Origin of the sequence: Colwellia sp. MB3u-41 (assembly GCF_014076845.1) — a bacterium.
Lineage (GTDB): Bacteria > Pseudomonadota > Gammaproteobacteria > Enterobacterales > Alteromonadaceae > Colwellia_A.
Window position 1 is genome coordinate 248,600 of sequence record NZ_JACGUT010000047.1, and the last position, 18,759, is coordinate 267,358.

At 35.8% G+C, this 18,759-nt stretch carries 14 protein-coding genes, 1 tRNA gene and 1 pseudogene; 6 read left to right on the plus strand and 10 right to left on the minus strand.

Annotated features, from left to right (window positions below; genetic code table 11):
• Nucleotides 1–23 precede the first annotated feature (23 nt).
• The 3 genes and pseudogenes from H4J73_RS03515 (at nucleotide 24) to H4J73_RS03525 (ending at nucleotide 2,970) form a co-directional block, all read left to right on the plus strand.
• Complete coding sequence (locus H4J73_RS03515) at nucleotides 24–1,385, plus strand: MATE family efflux transporter (protein WP_182179914.1); 1,362 nt, start codon at nucleotides 24–26, stop codon at nucleotides 1,383–1,385.
• Between the two features lie 102 nt (nucleotides 1,386–1,487).
• Nucleotides 1,488–1,564: transfer RNA gene (locus tag H4J73_RS03520), tRNA-Val, on the plus strand.
• A gap of 165 nt (nucleotides 1,565–1,729) precedes the next feature.
• Nucleotides 1,730–2,970: pseudogene (locus H4J73_RS03525) on the plus strand (tyrosine-type recombinase/integrase).
• 198 nt (nucleotides 2,971–3,168) lie between these two features.
• Here H4J73_RS03525 and H4J73_RS03530 read toward each other — a convergent pair.
• The 7 genes from H4J73_RS03530 to H4J73_RS03560 form a co-directional block, all read right to left on the minus strand.
• The gene (locus H4J73_RS03530; protein WP_182179912.1) at nucleotides 3,169–3,711 is read right to left on the minus strand and encodes a hypothetical protein; all 543 of its coding nucleotides are present in this window, start codon (nucleotides 3,709–3,711) and stop codon (nucleotides 3,169–3,171) included.
• Between the two features lie 191 nt (nucleotides 3,712–3,902).
• Nucleotides 3,903–4,802, minus strand: coding sequence for a hypothetical protein (locus H4J73_RS03535; RefSeq protein WP_182179910.1), 900 nt, complete (start codon nucleotides 4,800–4,802; stop codon nucleotides 3,903–3,905).
• A 1,000-nt stretch (nucleotides 4,803–5,802) separates the two neighbouring features.
• Nucleotides 5,803–6,177 carry an RNA-binding S4 domain-containing protein gene (locus H4J73_RS03540; protein WP_182179908.1) on the minus strand — a complete coding sequence of 125 codons (375 nt, stop codon included), beginning with the start codon at nucleotides 6,175–6,177 and terminating at the stop codon, nucleotides 5,803–5,805.
• A 696-nt stretch (nucleotides 6,178–6,873) separates the two neighbouring features.
• Nucleotides 6,874–8,919, minus strand: a complete 2,046-nt coding sequence (locus H4J73_RS03545) for a response regulator (protein WP_182179906.1) — start codon at nucleotides 8,917–8,919, stop codon at nucleotides 6,874–6,876.
• A gap of 7 nt (nucleotides 8,920–8,926) precedes the next feature.
• Entirely contained in the window at nucleotides 8,927–9,550 is a 624-nt protein-coding gene (locus H4J73_RS03550) for a chemotaxis protein CheX (RefSeq protein WP_182179904.1), read from the minus strand.
• 8 nt (nucleotides 9,551–9,558) lie between these two features.
• Nucleotides 9,559–9,915 (minus strand): response regulator, encoded by a 357-nt coding sequence (locus H4J73_RS03555; protein ID WP_182179902.1) that lies wholly within the window; start codon nucleotides 9,913–9,915, stop codon nucleotides 9,559–9,561.
• A 345-nt stretch (nucleotides 9,916–10,260) separates the two neighbouring features.
• Nucleotides 10,261–10,779, minus strand: coding sequence for a TlpA disulfide reductase family protein (locus H4J73_RS03560; RefSeq protein ID WP_182179900.1), 519 nt, complete (start codon nucleotides 10,777–10,779; stop codon nucleotides 10,261–10,263).
• A 492-nt stretch (nucleotides 10,780–11,271) separates the two neighbouring features.
• Here H4J73_RS03560 and H4J73_RS03565 point away from each other — a divergent pair, with 492 nt between their 5' ends.
• The gene (locus tag H4J73_RS03565; protein ID WP_182179898.1) at nucleotides 11,272–11,745 is read left to right on the plus strand and encodes a DUF2947 domain-containing protein; all 474 of its coding nucleotides are present in this window, start codon (nucleotides 11,272–11,274) and stop codon (nucleotides 11,743–11,745) included.
• A gap of 19 nt (nucleotides 11,746–11,764) precedes the next feature.
• Here the strand turns inward: H4J73_RS03565 and H4J73_RS03570 are convergent, their stop codons facing one another.
• From H4J73_RS03570 to H4J73_RS03580, 3 genes are all read right to left on the minus strand, one after another.
• Nucleotides 11,765–12,829, minus strand: coding sequence for an AI-2E family transporter (locus H4J73_RS03570; RefSeq protein WP_182179896.1), 1,065 nt, complete (start codon nucleotides 12,827–12,829; stop codon nucleotides 11,765–11,767).
• A 107-nt stretch (nucleotides 12,830–12,936) separates the two neighbouring features.
• Nucleotides 12,937–15,510, minus strand: a complete 2,574-nt coding sequence (locus H4J73_RS03575; protein ID WP_182179894.1) for an ABC transporter permease — start codon at nucleotides 15,508–15,510, stop codon at nucleotides 12,937–12,939.
• Nucleotides 15,511–15,512: 2 nt separating this feature from the next.
• Nucleotides 15,513–16,247 (minus strand): ABC transporter ATP-binding protein, encoded by a 735-nt coding sequence (locus H4J73_RS03580; RefSeq protein ID WP_182179892.1) that lies wholly within the window; start codon nucleotides 16,245–16,247, stop codon nucleotides 15,513–15,515.
• On the opposite strand from H4J73_RS03580, the gene H4J73_RS03585 reads away from it, so the two are divergent.
• Together H4J73_RS03585 and H4J73_RS03590 are read left to right on the plus strand one after the other, a co-directional pair.
• Nucleotides 16,246–16,884 (plus strand): arylesterase, encoded by a 639-nt coding sequence (locus H4J73_RS03585; protein ID WP_182179890.1) that lies wholly within the window; start codon nucleotides 16,246–16,248, stop codon nucleotides 16,882–16,884. The two genes, H4J73_RS03580 and H4J73_RS03585, sit on opposite strands and share 2 nt — an antisense overlap.
• Before the next feature lies 1 nt (nucleotide 16,885).
• Nucleotides 16,886–18,487 carry a cation:proton antiporter family protein gene (locus H4J73_RS03590; RefSeq protein ID WP_182179888.1) on the plus strand — a complete coding sequence of 534 codons (1,602 nt, stop codon included), beginning with the start codon at nucleotides 16,886–16,888 and terminating at the stop codon, nucleotides 18,485–18,487.
• Nucleotides 18,488–18,759 lie beyond the last annotated feature (272 nt).

Consider the following 18,759-nt stretch of genomic DNA (forward strand, 5'->3'; position numbering starts at 1 on the left):
GATTTTATAAGTATCCTTTCCCAATGAATATTACTGATTTTAGAAAAAACACCAAAAGCCTAATGAAACTGGCTTATCCTATTTTGATCGCTCAACTCGTACAAACACTCATGGGATTTGCAGATACTGTGATGGCCGGTAGAGTGAGTGCGACAGACATGGCGGCCGTAGCTGTTGCCAGCAGTATTTGGCTCCCTTTAATATTAACTATATATGGTTTGGTCATGGCACTTGCTGCCATAGTATCGCAACTTGCTGGAGCAAAAAAATTCCATTACGTTGCCAGGGCGACATATCAAACCGCATGGATAGCATTAACCTTAGGTATTTTATTAATCGCTTTATATTATGTGATCACCCCTTTAGTTATTGAACAAATACCATTAGAGGCACATTTAAAACAATTAATGTTTGATTACTTAGGTTACATCGTTTGGGGTGGACCAGGTTTTTGTTTATATCTTGTATTAAGAAATTATTCTGAAGGCTTATCGCATACCAAGCCAACAATGATTATCAGTATCATTGGCTTATTAATTAATATTCCTGCCAACTATATTTTTATCTATGGTGAATTTGGTATGCCTGCTTTAGGAGGTGCTGGTTGCGGTATTGCCACTGCAATTGTTTACTGGGTTATGTTTATCTCAATGTTTATATATTGTTATGTATCGAAAAAATTAAAGCATGCCTCCTTGTTTGAACGTTTTTACTGGCCGAATTGGCAAGAAATTAAAGAAATATTGGCAATCGGTTTTCCTATTGCAATGTCATTACTCTTTGAGGTCAGTTTATTTGCTGCGGTGGCTATTATTCTAGTACCCTTTGGCGCAGAGGTTGTGGCTAGCCATCAAATAGCCATTAACTTCTCTGGCTTAGTCTTTATGGTGCCATTGAGTTTAGCCATCGCCGTGACCATACAAGTAGGATTTGCTGTTGGTAAGAATGAGTTAGCTAAAGCCAAAGAAATATGTCATTACTCACTGATATTGTCACTTATTATTGCCGTTGGTACAGCGCTACTAACGATTACTTTACGTTATCCCATCGCAGAAATTTATACACTTGACAAAAAAGTGATTGAGTTAGCTGCGAGCTTAATGTTCTTGGCTTCTTTATTTCAGTTCTCTGATGCAATACAAGTTATTTCTGCTGGTGCATTACGTGGATATAAAGATACCAAGTCTATCCTGTATATTACTTTCTTCTCCTATTGGATTATTGGCTTAACTTTAGGTCTGATCTTAGGATTAACCAACTGGATAATTGACCCTATTGGCCCTTATGGTTTTTGGATAGGTATTATTTTTGGGTTAACCACCGCTGCCGTTTTATTAGCATGGCGATTAACTATCATTCAAAAAAGACTCGAAGTGGCGTATTAATAAGCAAAAAGTGAATTATTTAAATTGAAAAGAACAAAACTACTTGCAACTAAGATTTCATATCGATAATATGACGCCCGTTGGTTAAAGCAGCTAACGATTGCTCGCTTAGCTCAGTTGGTTAGAGTACTTGCATGACATGCAAGGTGTCACTGGTTCGAGTCCAGTAGCGAGCACCAAATTAGGGTTTAATAACCCACTAAAAGAACCCGTAAAGCCGATAACCAAAGGTTTTACGGGTTTTTTTATGTTTCAAGCTATTTCATAGCGTTCTTTGAAATCCACGCTTTTTAGTAGTACTTTTAGGAGTACCAGACAAATCTATCAAGTTGCGGTACTCCAAAATGGCAAAATTAACAAAACCACTAACCAACACAGAAGTTAAACAAGCTAAACCAAAAGAAAAACTATATAAGCTTAGTGATGGCGGTGGTTTATTATTAAGAGTAAAACCCAACGGCTTTAAGACTTGGATATTTGATGACTATAAACCCCACACAAAATCCCGTACCAGCATTGGTTTTGGTTCATATCCTGAAACGTAATTATCTGAAGCAAGAAAAAAGCGCGTAGCCGCACGTGAGCTTTTAGCCAAAGGTATTGCTCCTAAAGAATACAAAGATGACCAGCACAGAGAGCAATTGCTTTTAGCTAGCCATACGTTAAAGAGTGTTGCGACAGATTGGTTTGACATCAAGAAGACTACATTGCAGAAAATACCGCTAAAAGCCTATGGCGTAAGTTTGAAAATCATGTTTTTCCTAAGCTAGGCCACAGACCAATTGATAAAATTTTAGCGCCTGAAGCTATTGAAGTATTAAAGCCATTAGCGGAAAAAGGTAACTTAGAAACTACAGGGAAGATCATCGGTCATTTAAACAATGTAATGACTCATGCGGTTAATACGGGGATATTACACCATAACCCTTTATCATGTATTCGTAGCGCGTTTCAAACGGCTAAAGCTACTAATATGGCAACCATTCGCCCACATGAATTAGGTAAGCTAATGAAGGACATCAGTTACGCCAGCATTAAGCTAGTCACCCGATGTTTAATTGAGTGGCAACTTCACACAATGACTCGCCCCAGCGAAAGCGCTAAGGCCGAGTGGTCAGAAATAGATTTAGAGAATAAATTGTGGGTCATTCCTGCCGAACGTATGAAAATGCGCTTAGAGCACAAAGTACCGTTATCACCACAAGCCATTAAAATATTAGCGTGCTTAAAACCGTTCAGCGGTGACAGAACACACCTATTCCCTTCTTATATTAACCATCACAAGCATTGTAACGTTGAATCAGCTAATAAAGCATTGAGTCGTATGGGTTATAAAAATAGGCTCGTTGCCCATGGCTTACGGGCATTAGCGAGTACAACCTTAAACGAACAAGGCCATGATCCAGACGTTATAGAAGCCGCCCTTGCTCATGTTGATAAAAATGAAGTGCGCCGCGCATATAGCCGCGCGGAATATCTTGAACGTAGGCGGGTGTTAATGTGTTGGTAGTCGCAGCATATTGAAAATTCGGCAACGGGTAAGTTATCAATAGTAAGTAATATCAAACAAATAAATACGATGTAAAGTCATCAGTTTTGAAACTTTTTATGATCATGTATAGACTCTAAATGCCCAAACACGACATTTAGCAGTGAAATAAAAGCACAGATTTGGATTACTTTTTGTATTGGTAACGCCTAACTAATGAGTGAGTCGAATACCAGCTGGCGATTTTCTCAGCAAATTTTATAACAGCTTTGTGAATCCCAATTTAGTTACATGTTAAGAAGACTGTTCTAATTTATTTAGCATAAATTCATATAACTTCTTTTCTGGTCGACCCGTTTCTATTCGATAAATCGCTATGGACTCAACATGCATATAGGATTCGAAATCTAGATCAGACAATAAACCGAGTGACACATTTAGGCTTTCATAGCTAGAATCTTTATATGCTAACGAGGATTTTGCAACCCAGTTTTGATCCACCTCATTACATAATTGACATAAGATATCTTGTTGAAGCGATGTTATGTTTGGACAAATATTCCATCTTATATGTATAACAGGTGTGTCCCTTACAAATATCCCTATGCCATTTCCTTTAATTTGACATCGTGGGTGTTCTGAAGCTAGCTCATTCAGTATATTCCTTAATTGGCTTAACCGATCAAATGAAACACCACTGAGTAACATGAAATGGGGGCATGGAGAGTTGTCCGAAATAAATGAAATACTCTGTTTATCCTTTAGCCTTTTCCATGCCTCTAATGCATTTGTTTTCATAGTGCTATTGAATTCAACAATTACAGCAAGAAGTTTCATGAAAGTATCCTAACAATTATGGAACTTCTCACTAATGTCCGTCCCATAAGTTTTATTTAATTAGTATCAATTAACCTATAAAATTTTAGCCATATATTTTCTAATACATTATTTCTATCGTTTAATTAGTAACAGGCAAACTTAACTTTTTTACTTGTTTAGCAACTGTAAAAAAAGAAAGCCGATTTTCATCATGTTACTGCCAAACAAAGTTTTTGATAAGACTTATGAGGATTAAGAAGAAAACCCTCTCCCACTAAAGAAATCATTCGTTCTACTGAAACTTGTGTGTTATCAATTTTCAACAGCATTCTTTCAGGCATATTTGCTTTTAATATATCTGAACAATACTTTTTAAAGAAAAATTGATCAAACTCACCATTGTTTATCAGTCGTAGTAACCCTACTCTAATACGGTCTGCTATCTCGGGGAATAATGGTGAAACATAAAAATAAGTAGCTAACGGAATTTCTAATAAAATATGGTCATCAACTACGAAATCAGGATATAAAGCTAAATGGCTTTCAACCTCTTGGTAGGCTTCGTTAATGCCTCTGCCAAAAGTAATAAAACGCTGCATTGATAACATACTAAATAACGACTCATAACGATTTGCCGTCACAACAAAAAAATCAGCCTGCTCCATCACAAGTCTAGTTGACCATTCACTTCCAGACCCTGTAGACAAAGCAGTTAATGATTGTAAACTATCAACATGGGCAAGCTTTTCACGGTTTTTATCTTTAATAATAAAAACTCTAAAGCCTTGAATACCTTTTCTAATTGGAATAGGTACAGCAATTAAATTACTATCCCACTCCTGTTGAGGAGCTTCAGCAACAACATTAAGTAACTTACCCTTTTTCAATTCATGAAAAATTCGGCTTCTAGTCATATTCATTTCTGTTGTTTTAATTTGGGCATTAGCATATTCAGGAGTTGCTTTAAAAATCAATTCCATTAGTTCATACGTATATGTATATCGTGGGTCAAAAGCTGAAAGAGGCTTGTTAAAAACAACATCTTGACTGGCATGAGTAAGGGTTGGTAAACATAACAAAATCAACAATAAGCCCAATTTATTAACCATATTCATTCCTTTATTTCGTAAAATTTATTATTGAATTTAAGTAACATGCATGTTTTTTCTTAATATCTAAAGTATATCTTACTTCATAATTTAGGTGTTTACTCCTATTCATCAAAACTCGCCTTAATCTTTTGTCTAAGGCATAGGCGGGTGCTTTACTGCCATTTATGTATGCAAGCGTTTTCTATTCATTCTCTGGATTAGTCAATAGTTTTTGACGGAATTCAATAACAGTAACTACGGTACTTACGGCTTAATATCCGGAGCTAGGCCTTTGGGTGTCAATAAATGACTCTATTTACACTGAACATAATTTTTACGATAATAATGGTCGCGCAAATACTGTCAGTACATATATGCTGGTAAGAGATACAGTGCATGTAGTGTCAGAACCATCAACACTTGCCATTTTTGCATTATAAATTATGGGTTTAGCATCACATTGATTTAAGAAAACCCTAAATCTCTTTTTTATTCAATTAGTGGTAGTTTGTTGTTGGGGCAGAGAAGGAATACTGTTAAGTTGTTTGTTGGTTAATGACTTTACAACAAAGCAGTAAAACAAAAATAAAATATTTTTAATTAAAAAATGGTTTAAAACATTAATAGAGTCTAGTGGCAGCAACAAACTCAGCTTCATGAAAGATCTATAAAGCCTGAATAAACAAGCTTTATGAATCTTTATGTCCACGCCTTCAATAACGTAACATCGACACTTTTTAGTCGCACCAGACACATCCACTAAGTTGCGGTACTCCAAAATAGCCAAATTAACAAAACGACTAACCAACACATAGGTTGGAGAAGCTTTATAAGCTTGCAGACGGTAACGGCCAGATAAGGCCCAATTAAGACCTGTGAGACTATATCAAGGATAGTTTTACGGAGTTATTATGAGATAACATTTTTAATACTACCTTTTGAAATTCACAGTAAATTGAAATTTTTACCATTAAATATCACCATTTATTTTAAATTACCGTAAAGTATTAACGAAAAACTAACGTGAAATAGGCTTTCTTTTCGATCGCTTTAACGATGGTTCAGTAACCGTTTCTGATGATATAACCCGTGCTTTACTTTTAGCTCTTTTTTTCTTTTTTGAATTTTTACTCGCTGACACTACGGTACTAATAAATTCTGCTGATTTTTTGGTTGGGTTATAAGCGACCTCAATAATTTTACCGTTACATTCGATAATATCGCCAGGGCTAATTTTCTTACGCTTTTGAATGGTAACTTCATTATTGACTAAAACATGACCTTCACTGATCATGGTTTTAGCTTCGCCACCAACAACCATCTTGGCAATTTTGAGTAATTTACAAAGTTCTATAGGTTTAACACAAATGTCGATAATTGTGTGTTCTGACATGATATACGCCTAATAATGTTAAATAATAAGATTATTTGAATTCTAACATATATAACGGTTATTGAATGAAACTTATATTAAGGATAATTCATAATGCTGGGCTAACCTGTACGTTAAATACGTGATGTAGGAATACCTAAAATGTAAGCTAACTACCTTTATTCTAAATTTTCTAAGAAATGCAATGATAAATTGTGGATATTCATTAACAGCAATCATCTTAAAGTTTCTGACAAGCTCTGATGCTCGATCTAAATTACTAGCACCTTTACAGCAATACCAATGGGGTATTAATTTCGTAAGCAGTAACGCCAACTATGTTAGCCAATGCAGTCAGTTCCTCAAATTCAACCGGTTGGTCTTGTTTCACGTTAAAGACTCAAATACTACAACTAATTTTTTGTTTATTTGGGTTAACTCTAGAGTACGCTATTCTCTTTTTTTTCTAATTCATCTTGAATTTTATTCAGGACGTTCAGAAGTGCGTAACTATACCGTTTTTCATTAGCATTAGTGTGAGTGTGGTAGTTAAGTAGAATAATTTTTCAGTGTCTGCTAAAAGGGAGATTTAAATATATGGCTAACTTTTGACTAACTAAGATAAAAGCCGGTTTCTATTTGTTTAATTATCACACCAGCGATTCTGATCTATTGTAGTAAATAACAGCCATCACTAAAACTCAAAATAGTTATGAATTAATTATTCGTTTTCAACCATTGAATAATTTTTTCTTGTAACAAATTAGGGATAATAGGTTTAGAAATGTAGTCGTTCATACCTGAAGCTAAACATTTTTCTTTATCGCCTTTCATAGTGTTTGCTGTCATGGCAATAATAGGGATAGCCGAGAATAAGGCACTGTCCATATTTTTTCTAATATGTTCTGTTGCTTGATAACCGTCCATTTCTGGCATTTGACAATCCATCAGAATTAGCTGGTAAGGTTGCTCAAAATTTTGTTTCTCTAGAACTTCTATCGCATTTACACCATTGAAAGCAATATCAACAGAGTAACCAAGTTTTTTCAATATACCTACTGCAACTTGTTGATTGATTCTATTATCTTCAACTAACAATATCTTCGAAACAACGACCTGTTCTGCACTTTCCACCTTTACAATGCTATGTCTAGTTACCTGAGTAATTGCATTGTTTAATGTGGGTTCATTGCTAAGAATACTATTTATTGTCTTAAGTAATCCATTAACGACTACGGGTTTTACTAGGTAAGTTGAAAAACCTGATTTTGAAAAAAAATTAGCATCTCCAACCTGTCCCATTGAAGTAAGCATCACTAATTTAAGGTTATCAAGAGCCTTAATTTTTCTGATTTCAGCGCATAGCATGTCACCTGACATTATAGGCATTTGCATATCAATAATAACCATAGAAAAATAATCACTATCGTATTTTTTTAGTATTTTTAAAGCCTTACTGCCACTATTAGCTTGTACCACTGCAATATTAAAAAGATTTAGCTGTTTGCTAAGCATATCTAGGCTAGTCTGATTATCATCAGTGATTAAAATTTTTATTCCATTTAAATTAATATTTGGTTTATTACGTGGTTTTTCCGCGCTTGGTTTTAATTGAATTTTAACACTAAATTCACTCCCCTGACCAAGGACACTGCTAACGGTAATTCCCCCTCCCATTAATTGACACAATTGTTTTACGATAGATAATCCTAATCCTGTGCCACCATACTCTCGTGTTGTCGATACATCAACTTGAGTAAATGCATCAAAGAGTATTGAACACTTATCAGTAGGTATGCCTATACCCGTATCTATAACATTGATATTTAGGGTAATATCACCTGTTTCATTCAAAGTTGTTAGTGCTTTAACAATGATCTCACCGGCTGAGGTAAACTTAATTGCATTACCCACTAAGTTAGTAATGATTTGTCTTAACCTGCCAGGATCGCCAATAACCATTTGATGAGTAACACCGGTGACATCAAGAATAATTTCTAATTTTTTCTTTTTACTACTCATCGATAAAGACTGAATTAAATCGCCTAAATTTATTAAAAGGTCAAAGGTAATTAATTCAACTTCAAGTTTACCCGCTTCTATCTTTGAAAAATCTAAAATATCATTAAGAATATGAAGTAAAGTATCCGCACTTGATTGTGCTAAACGAGTAAAGTGAACCTGTTCTGGGGTTTGATGAGTTGTTGATAATAAATTCAACATACCCAAAACACCGTTCATGGGCGTTCTAATTTCATGACTCATGTTAGCCAAAAACTGTGACTTTGTTCTATTGGCTAATTCAGCCTTTAATTGTTGTTTCTTATTTTCATCGGCTAAACTTTTCAGCATCAATTCTTTTTTAACCGAACTAGAAACATCCTGGATAAGAATTTCACATAAGCGTTCATTGGGGAAAGTGTTGATGCTTTTAATCGATATTTGCTGTTGCACACGATAATCATTATCACCGACATGACTTTTGTGGAATAAAGCTAAAGGTTTAGGATTAAATGTATTAGAGAGTTTAGTGGGCAGCCCTAACGTTAACGCTTCACTACATGCATCACTTAAGCGAGAATCGTTATACCCCTCTAAAATATTACCAAGTTTACAACCAAAACCTTTATTATCAACTATAGCAGAATGATCTTTTATCCACCGATTATAAAAAACAATCTGATGATTTTCATCAATAATGATAATACCAAGAGAAAGATCATTGACGGAACTAAACAAAATATCTTTTGTTAAATTATTCATAACAGAGCTAAGCTTTATTATTTTTAGTAATGCCAAAGACAAATTTTCGCACCGATTCTTGAAAAATCTCTAACGAAGTAATATCCATAATGAAAGAGATAAAACCTTCGATATTATCATCGGGCAAAGTGAACTTAACTTTTATATATAAAGACCAATCATTTTCGCTGCTATAAACATAAACTTTGTTGATGTCTCCTTGTATAAACTCAGGCATTTCGATTTTAATTGAAGATTTAAGAAAATTTATTACTGTTCCAAAACAGGCGTTTAAAATAACATTACCTATTTCTACTAAAGAATCTTGCTCAAGATCAGACAAAGCCTCAGGTGGAAATTTATTACCAAGTAAAGTACTGACCAATTGCAAACCACTTTCTTTACTAAACATGAGTAAAGCTTGGCCTTTAAAATCACCTTCAAAACGTTGAATTACTGCACTAATTTCTGTATCACTAGTAAATTTTAATTTAGATTTTGCTATTTTGTTAGAGACAATTTCGACTTTTGGGATAGTTAAATCAACCGGTTGAGATACCATTTTATTAAGGGCGTTGGCCGCTCGACCAATACCGATATTAAATATCTCGGTGAGAGCATCGATTTCAAGTGGAGATAAATTATCCTTCATATTACTTCCTAACTCATTAAAAAATTGCTAATCAGTTCTTCGGTAATGGGTTTATTTAAAAAAACAACACCCACTTGTTCAGCCTGCTGCTTTATTTCATCTTGGATATTTGCGGTTAGCAAAGCTCGCTTAGGGATTGAAATTAGCTTCTCTAAAGCAGAAATCAATTCAAATCCTGTCATACCAGGCATATTATAATCAAAAATCGCAATATCAATTTTACTTTTTGCTGTTATTTGGCTCAAGCACTGCTCTCCGCCTCCAGCTTCAATGATATTGACCTCAGGTATATAAGACTTAACAATTTCTTTAAGCATCATTCGAGAAACAATACTGTCATCTACAATTAATACAATTTTACTCATTTAAATACCCAATTATTTTTAATCATGTTTCTCATAAAAGCATATAAACGAATGGGTTTATTAGCAAACTAATGTGTTGAAATATAATTAGTAATTTGAGACAGTCAAAATATCATATTTTAACTGTCTACATCCCTTCCTTTCAATTGAGTTCTTTTACGTTAGCGGCAAGATTTAAAGTGATATGTTTTTAAAGCGAAACGCGACAAATGACTGATGCTGATTTCTACTTATACCGCTACTCTTATGGCTATTAACTAATTGATTTCAGATTAAAACCTAAATATATACAACCAATAATCAATTAATAGCTTTGTTTTGCACTTTAATTAGCATCCGTAATAGTTAACTCGACAGCTCTTTATTCAAAATATTAACTATTTTTTCTCTAGAAGAGTCGCCATAGCCGACACTTTGATAGATGAGTTCACCGTTTTTACCAACAATGAATAAATGAGGTATTCCTTCAACACCAAATTTATTCCCCAAATTACCACGTTTATCATGTGTTAACGTTAATGCTAGTGCTGATAATTGCTTTTTGATACTTCGATATTGTTTCCTGCTTTCTTTGAAATTAACGGCGACCACTTGTATTTTATCTTTACCTAATGTTGTTTGAATTTCTTCTAAAATAGGCAGTTCTTTCAAACAAGGAGCACACCACGATGCCCAAAATGAGATAATAACAATTTTCCCTTTATTGTCGGCTAAATTAACTTTTACACCTTCTCTATTTTCACCGAGGTAATTAGGGGGAATATCCCCTATATTTAATTTTGACATCGCATGAGCATTAACTGCCACTAGAGCAAGTAGGAATATAAATAACCTTTTTCGATTGTTCAATATTATTGACTCCATTGAAGTTCCCTCTTTAAGGGCTAAATTACTGACTGTAAACAGGCTAGATAAAGCTACCTAACCGCTATATGTACTTCTATTTGCTCACCATTAGGATAAAACTCAAAGTCTGTTGAGTATTTTCTTTTATATTCAATTTGTTCTAATAGATAAACCATTAATGATTATTTCTGAAAAAAAGCTCAATTCCATTTTGTTACTCTTCACGTTATATTTCTTTTAAGTCACGGCCAATATCTATTGGCTTAAATTTAAACAGGGTATTAAGCGACATAATATTTAAAAACCACTTGCTTCTCATTAACATTAATATTACATAAAAAGTAACAATGATAAACGCAAAATTTTAATTATTTATCAAATTTTAGATTTTTAAAATGGCCTTTTAAAAGCCATAGAAAAAAATAACCCGTTATCAAGTCAAAAACTCAACCTTAATGGTGTATCATCTACAAATGATTCCGTACTCTCTCAAATAACCCTAGTGACTTCATGAATTATATTCCTTTAGATGACCTTAAAAATGCTTGGATCTTTAGACATAAGAGCTTGCCAATAAATGATAAAGATAAAGCAAAAATAAAACCGATGGCACAGGCTCGGGCACAAATTGTTTGGGATACCTTTATTAGCCGCCAAGTTGACCATCCTGACTTCTTTAAAAAAGGTGATTGGCCTTTTGAAGAAACCACATGGCAAAAAGCATTGGCGTGGGAAAGTATTTGGGACAGCGAACAGGCAGAATTACCAGAAGAAGTGATTGCTCATTTAGCATGGGACAACAACACTGTTGTTTATTTTTGTAGTGCTAGAAATAATGTTATTGAAACAACGTGGGCTGTTTTTCAACGTTGTTGGAAAAACTTTCTGTTCATGGATGATGGACCACTTCTCATCGGTAAAAAACGTAAAGAAGCGGTACAATTTTTATCTAACGGTCAATGTAAGCTGGGCCTAAAAAAGTAAATATACTATAAATTTAGGCTTAGCTCTTAACATCAATATGTTCAAGTTCGTTAATATCATCGTCACCTGATAATAAAATAGCAAACCAACGACCTTCTTCTGCGTTTTCTAAGCCAATTTTAATAATCATCGTTAATGGTACTGAAAGTAACATACCTACTGATCCGAGCAACCATCCCCAAAAAATGAGTGAAAGAAAGATAACCAAAGTTGACAAACCTAGTCCTTTTCCTAAGTAACGTGGTTCGACAATATTCCCCATGACCATATTAATGACGACATACCCAAGACCTATAAGACCTGCTTCAGGTAAGCTCAATTGCAACACTGCAAGCGACATAGCAGGAACTGCTGCGATAATAGAACCAATATTAGGAATGTAATTAAGCAGAAAAGCGAGCACTCCCCAAAGTAAGAAAAAGTCTAAACCAAAGGCCCATAGCATCAGCGAGACAATAATGCCCGTTGCAATACTGACTAAGGTTTTTATCGCTAAATAGTTATTGACGGAGGTAAGAAAACGGTCAATTTGTTTTAAACGCATTTCGGGATCAGCTAAAGCAAAATGTAATTTTTTAGGAATAGATGATGCTTCAAAAAGCATAAAAATAACGGTAATGATGATAAGAAATAAATTGGCCATCACGCTGCCTAATCCACTCAGCATATCTGCTGCTAGTCCCATGGCCGCTGCAGGGTCAAAATACTCCATGAGTAATGCCGGTGATATAATAATATTTTTATCGGCTAATTGTGCGGTTAACCAAACAAATTGCACATTTAATTGTTCGCGATATTCAGGTAGCTTTAAAGAAAGTTCCGTGAGCGACTTACCTACTAGCCCAGCGAGTGACAAAGCAATAATAACAAACAAGGCGATCACTAAAAGTACAGCAACAACTTTCGGTATTTTATAGCGACTTGCCCGCGCAATAAGCGGGTTACAAATAATAGCGATAAAAACAGAGAGTAAAAATGGTACTAAAATATTAGCGGCGGTTTTTATACCCGCAAAAACAACAAACAGTGCTGCTGTTACCACCAGCATTTTTACTGCGCCACCTGATTTTTCTATTAATCCCATAGTGTTAACTTTATCTTTTAAAAAACGTTACTGTGGTAACAACTATACCCGAAACTTAAATCTAGTGCTAATAAACTTAAGTTTCGGTCGAGACAAAACGAGTGTGTTTACATAGTACGGCGGATCAATGTCAAACTGGACAGGTTCAATAGTCGCCAACAACTTAGCATTCCCATGACACCAACAAACCCAGCGCCTGCCCCTATACCTATTAACCAGTAACTGAAGTGGAAACTCGGTGACATTTCAAATACTTGAGTTTGTAAGAAAAACACCGCTATTTCCATAGCGATACTTGCCATTAAACCGGCCACAGCACCAAGTGCAACAAACTCGAACAAAACACTATTACGCAGTAATGAACCTTTTGCACCTAATGTACGTAAAATTGCCAATTCTCGTTCTCGCTCTTCCATACTCGCTTGTACTTGTGCGATTAACACTAAGCTTCCCGCTAAAATAACTAACACTAAAATAAGCTCAATAGCGATAGAGACTTGTTCGATCATGCTCGTTAGCTGTTTCATAATCGCACCAAAGTCCATAATTGAAATGGTGGGGTATTCACTGAGAAAACGATAAACTTCATTTTTTTGTGGTTCTGCAATCATCCACGCCGAAATATAGGTGGTGTCGATATCAATAACAGCGGCTTCGTTAAAAATCATAATGAAATTTAACTGTCGACTTTTCCAATTAACATCACGAATACTGGTAACAGGCACAGAAAACTCGTCAGTGCCTATCGTAAAAGTCAGCTCATCACCGAGCTTAACATCTAAGCGCTCTGCCATCCCTTTTTCCATAGAAACTTGTGGCAAGGTATCAGCTTTTTGCCACCACTGCCCTTCCACAACTTCATTGGTCATCGGTAACTCTGCTTGCCATGTTAAGCTTAATTCTCGACCAGCACCTTTGCGTTCTTTCGGCTTTTCTTCATCACTTTCTTTCGCTTTACTTTCTTTTACTGTTGATGAATCCTTACTGCCTTCATCGTCAACACTCACTGTTTTCTCACCATTAATAGCTGACAAACGCCCTCTAAAAATAGGATAAAAACCTTGATTATCAAGACTTAATTCTTCAGAAAAGGCTTTAAGTGGAGCAACTTCTTCGTTCGCAATATTGAGTAAATAGTGATTAGGCGTGTTTTTAGGGAACTGTGCTTGCCATTCATCAATAATTGAACTTTTCATGACCGTAATTAACAGTAATAATTGAATAGCGATAGTAAAACTGACTAATTGCACACTGTTTTCATTGGCTCGACGCTTTAAGTTGGCTAAGGCTAAATGCCAAGCTTTACCCGCTTTAGCGCCTGCACTTCGCCCAGCGCCCATAATTAATCGCCCTAGGAGCAATAAAACACCTGAAACAAGTATGCCTCCAAGTAACAGTGACAGGCTCATTATTAGGTCTTGACTAAACAACATCAGTAACGCGAAAAGTGCCACTAGTGGAATAACTTGATGCCAACCAAAACGCGGTAAAACACTTTGACTAAAACCACGGATAACATCGAGTGGTTTTGTCGAAATTAATTCTGTGATCGGATGGATAGCAAAAGCAACTGCGCAAAGTAGCCCGGTAATAATTGCGGTTATAAAAGGTTTAAAGGTTAACTGACTCTCCTCTAATGACAGATAGCTCTCAATAGCGCTAACACCCGCCATCATCAGCACATAACCAACAATAAGTCCGACTATGATACTAACTAAGCTCAGTATCCCCCAATTAAGCATATATAATTTTTTAACATGTGACGTTGAAGCGCCTAACGCTTTAAAAACAGCAACCATAGGTTGATGGCGTTGTCCGTATCGTCTACTGGCGACTGCAACGGCGACTGCAGCGAGTACAATACCTAACATACTAGCGAGCGATAAAAATTTCTCTGAACTGTCTAAAACTTTTGATAAGCGATTCTTCGCTGATTTAGCATCATACCAATTTTGAGTTTCGTTAAGCTTTGGCTTTACCCAGGTTTCAAATGCTTCAACATCATCTCGTTCACCCGCAAACAGATATTGATAATAAACGCGACTTCCTGGTTTTATTAACTGGGTTTTTTCGATATCTTTAATATTAAAAAATATTGCAGGCCCAGCCACAAACATACGGTATGACCGATCGGGGATCTCAACAATAACCCCCGCAATAGTCAGTGGTAAAACACCCACTTCTATTGTGCCACCAATTTTAACGTCTAATCGACTGAGAATACTTTCTTCGACATAAGCCGTACCTTGCTTTGGCGCGCCAACAGACGTCGGTATGGCTTGATCTAACGACATTTTAACCAGAAATTGCCCCCGCAAAGGATACTTCTCAGAAATGACATCAAGTTCAGATAACAGCATGTTATCGCCTGAAAACACCATAGAGTCGAGTAATATCTTAGATGCCACATTGAGTGATAGACTGTCACTTTTATCTAAATATTCAGTGGGAATTTCTCTACTGGAGCCCAACACACGATCTGCCGCTATGGTATTAGCGCTGTTGGTGATAATGGCTTGTTTAATTTGTTCTGAAAAGCCCGTTAATGAAAACACCGTTCCTACAGCAAGTACAATCGCTAAAAATATAATGGTTAATTCGCCACGTCTAAATTCATGATGTAACAAGCGTAACGATTGTTTAACCCAAGTCTTTGATGGCTTTACGATTAATTCACTCATAGTTAGCCTACTTTCATGTTAGCTGAACGTTCATCTTCAGTGATGTTATTCAAATTAACTTCTTGTAAAACACCACTGTCCATTTCAACTTGACGTTGACAACGTTGCGCTAATTTTCGATCGTGGGTAACTAGCACTAAAGTGGTGCCGTGTTTCTCATTTAATTGAAATAATAGATCAGCAATGTGAATACCGGTTTTAGTATCTAAATTACCCGTGGGTTCATCAGCAAATAGTACATCTGGCTTAGTAATAAAAGCGCGAGCTATAGCGACTCTCTGCTGTTCACCACCTGATAATTGTGACGGGTAGTGCTCTGCACGTTCCCCTAATCCAACAGATGCCAGTAATTCAAGCCCAAGCTCTTTCGCATCAGGTAAATTGGCAAGCTCTGCAGGTAACATGACATTTTCAAGTGCAGTTAAACTGCTAATTAATAAGAATTGTTGAAAGATAAATCCAACATGATCCGCGCGCACTTGGCTACGTTGCTCTTCATTAAACTGGTGTAATGGGTGGTTTTTAAGATAAACTTCACCTGATGTAGGTAAATCTAAGCCCGCTAAGATAGATAACAACGTTGTTTTACCGGAGCCTGATGAACCTACTATCGCTAAAGTTTCGCCTGTATTCACTGTTAAATGAACAGGTTGAAGTAGCTCAAGGGTTTTCTCTTCTAACTGCACAGATTTAGTTAACGCACTTACTTTTAATATGGCTTCGGAATTTGACTTCATGAATAAACATCCCATTTATATTTTATTTTTTAGCTTAATAGCTTTAGCTTCAACATCTTTTTTGGCATTGGCTAACCTTCCAGCCAAGCATTCTATTTTACTACTAGGTGATAGTGTTAGTGCAAGCTATGGAATGAAACAAAACCAAGGCTGGGTTCACCTGTTAAATGAACAATTAACTACGCAAAAAAGCGCTTATAAGATCACAAACGCTAGCATTAGTGGTGAGACTACAACAGGCGGTTTAGCAAGGTTACCGGGGATATTGGCCAAAGAAAAGGTTGACCATTTAGTGATAGAGCTTGGTGGCAATGATGGTCTTAGAGGGTATTCGCCAAAGAAAATAAAAAATAATTTGTTACAAATGATAAAGCTCGCTCAAGATAAAAATATTCCAATAACCCTATATCAAATAAAAATCACTCCAAATTATGGACCCCGATATAACAAAATGTTTGAACAAGTTTTTATGGATGTGGCCGCTGAAACTAACAGTAACTTATTACCTTTTTTTGTTGAGCCTCTAATAACTGACCCAAGCTTAATGCAAGAAGATGGCATTCACCCTAGTATTAAAGCTCAGCCTATTATTGCTGAGTTTGTCGCTAATCAGTTTCAACAAATCATGGCAAAATAAAATGGACTTTATTTGGATTTTATTTGCCTTTGGTTGTGGTATCACAGCAAAGTCATTTTCTCTTCCCCCTTCAATTGGCTATTTATTTGCTGGGTTTTTATTGAATTTCTTAGGCTTCCAAGCAGACGAAAGTATAAATACCCTAGCAAACCTAGGCATAACATTAATGTTATTTACTATTGGTTTAAAACTTAATGTTAAAGATTTATTAAAAAAAGAAGTTTGGTTAGGGAGTTTGTCTCATAGTGTTACTTGGATATTGTTAGGCGCCCTCATACTAAAGTTATTCGCGCTTGCCGCCATTGGTTATTTTACAGATTTATCCTTTTACACCATTGGCTTAATTATTTTTGCCTTAAGTTTTAGTAGTACAGTTTGTGTGGTTAAACTGATGGAAGATCATGGTGAAATGCGAACTCGCCATGGCAAATTAGCAGTAGGGATTTTAGTAATACAAGATATTGTTGCTGTAATTTTCTTAGTCGTAGCTACGGGTAAATCACCCACCTTATGGGCTTTATTACTGTTGAGTGCTTTTTTCATAAAACCGCTCATAAATAAACTTATTGACCAAGTAGGTCATGGTGAGCTTATACCGCTTACTGGCTTCTTTTTAGCTTTTGGTGCTTATGAACTTTTTGAATTAGTGAGTATTAAAGGCGATTTAGGTGCGCTTCTCGTTGGTATGTATTTAGCTTCGCACAGTAAAGCGAGCGAAATTAATAAGTCATTGATGGGCTTTAAAGACCTCTTTTTGATTGGTTTTTTCTTATCTATTGGCTTTACCGCATTACCCACTTTGGAAATGCTTGCTATGGCGAGTCTACTCACCCTTCTTATTCCAATAAAGTTTTGTTTGTTCTTTTTTCTCTTCACACAGTTCAAATTACGTGGCAGAACCTCTTATTTAACCGCGCTAGCGTTAAGTAACTTTAGTGAATTTGGTTTGATCATCGCTTCGCTATCAACAAAGAATAACTGGTTAAGTAATGATTGGCTGGTTATTTTATCATTAGCAGTGTCTTTATCGTTCATTATCACTAATATCATTTACAATTTTGCTCATCAAATTTTTACGCGACATAAATCACTTATTTGTAAATACGAAAGAAAAAGTAAACTTAGTGAAGATAATTTCATACAACCTTGTGACGCCCCCATTGTTGTTATTGGTATGGGGCGTGTCGGTATGGGCGCGTATAAAGCTTTAGATAACCAGGCCAATGGTCAAGTATGGGGATTAGATGCAGACCAAGGTAAAATAGCTTGGTTAAATAACAACGACATACAAGCTTTTTGTGGTGACGCTGAAAACATTGATTTTTGGGAGAACATAAAGATAGATAAATTGGAATTGATCTTACTCGCTCTCCCAAAAATTCAAGACATAAAAAATATAACCCTACAACTAAGGTACGCAAATTATCAAGGAAAAATAGCGGCTATCGCTCGTTTTGACGATGAGCGACAAGAAATTGAAACCTATGGCGTAGATAAAGTGTTTAACTTCTATACCGAAGCCGGTGTTGGTTTTGCTGAAGAAAGTTTAGCGATGATGAAACCCTCTATTAACGATGATAATGATTTATATCAAGTGAAGTAATTAATAGTTACATATTCCAGTAGCTCGATATTAATGGGCGTGGCATTAGACTTTCGTTTGGTACTATTTTGGAAAGCTTATGGGTAAACGGATAATATTAAAAAATTAAAGGTGTATACATCTGCATGCACGCAGAAGCTCAAACGACTCAGAAGGCAAAGCAAAAGATCAACGATGCATTGAGTCACTTTAGTTGTTTTAAGCTCGCTAATCCATGACTAAGTTGCTAATAGCTTATTTCAATGGCAAGAATCTAACAAACAACTCAAGTA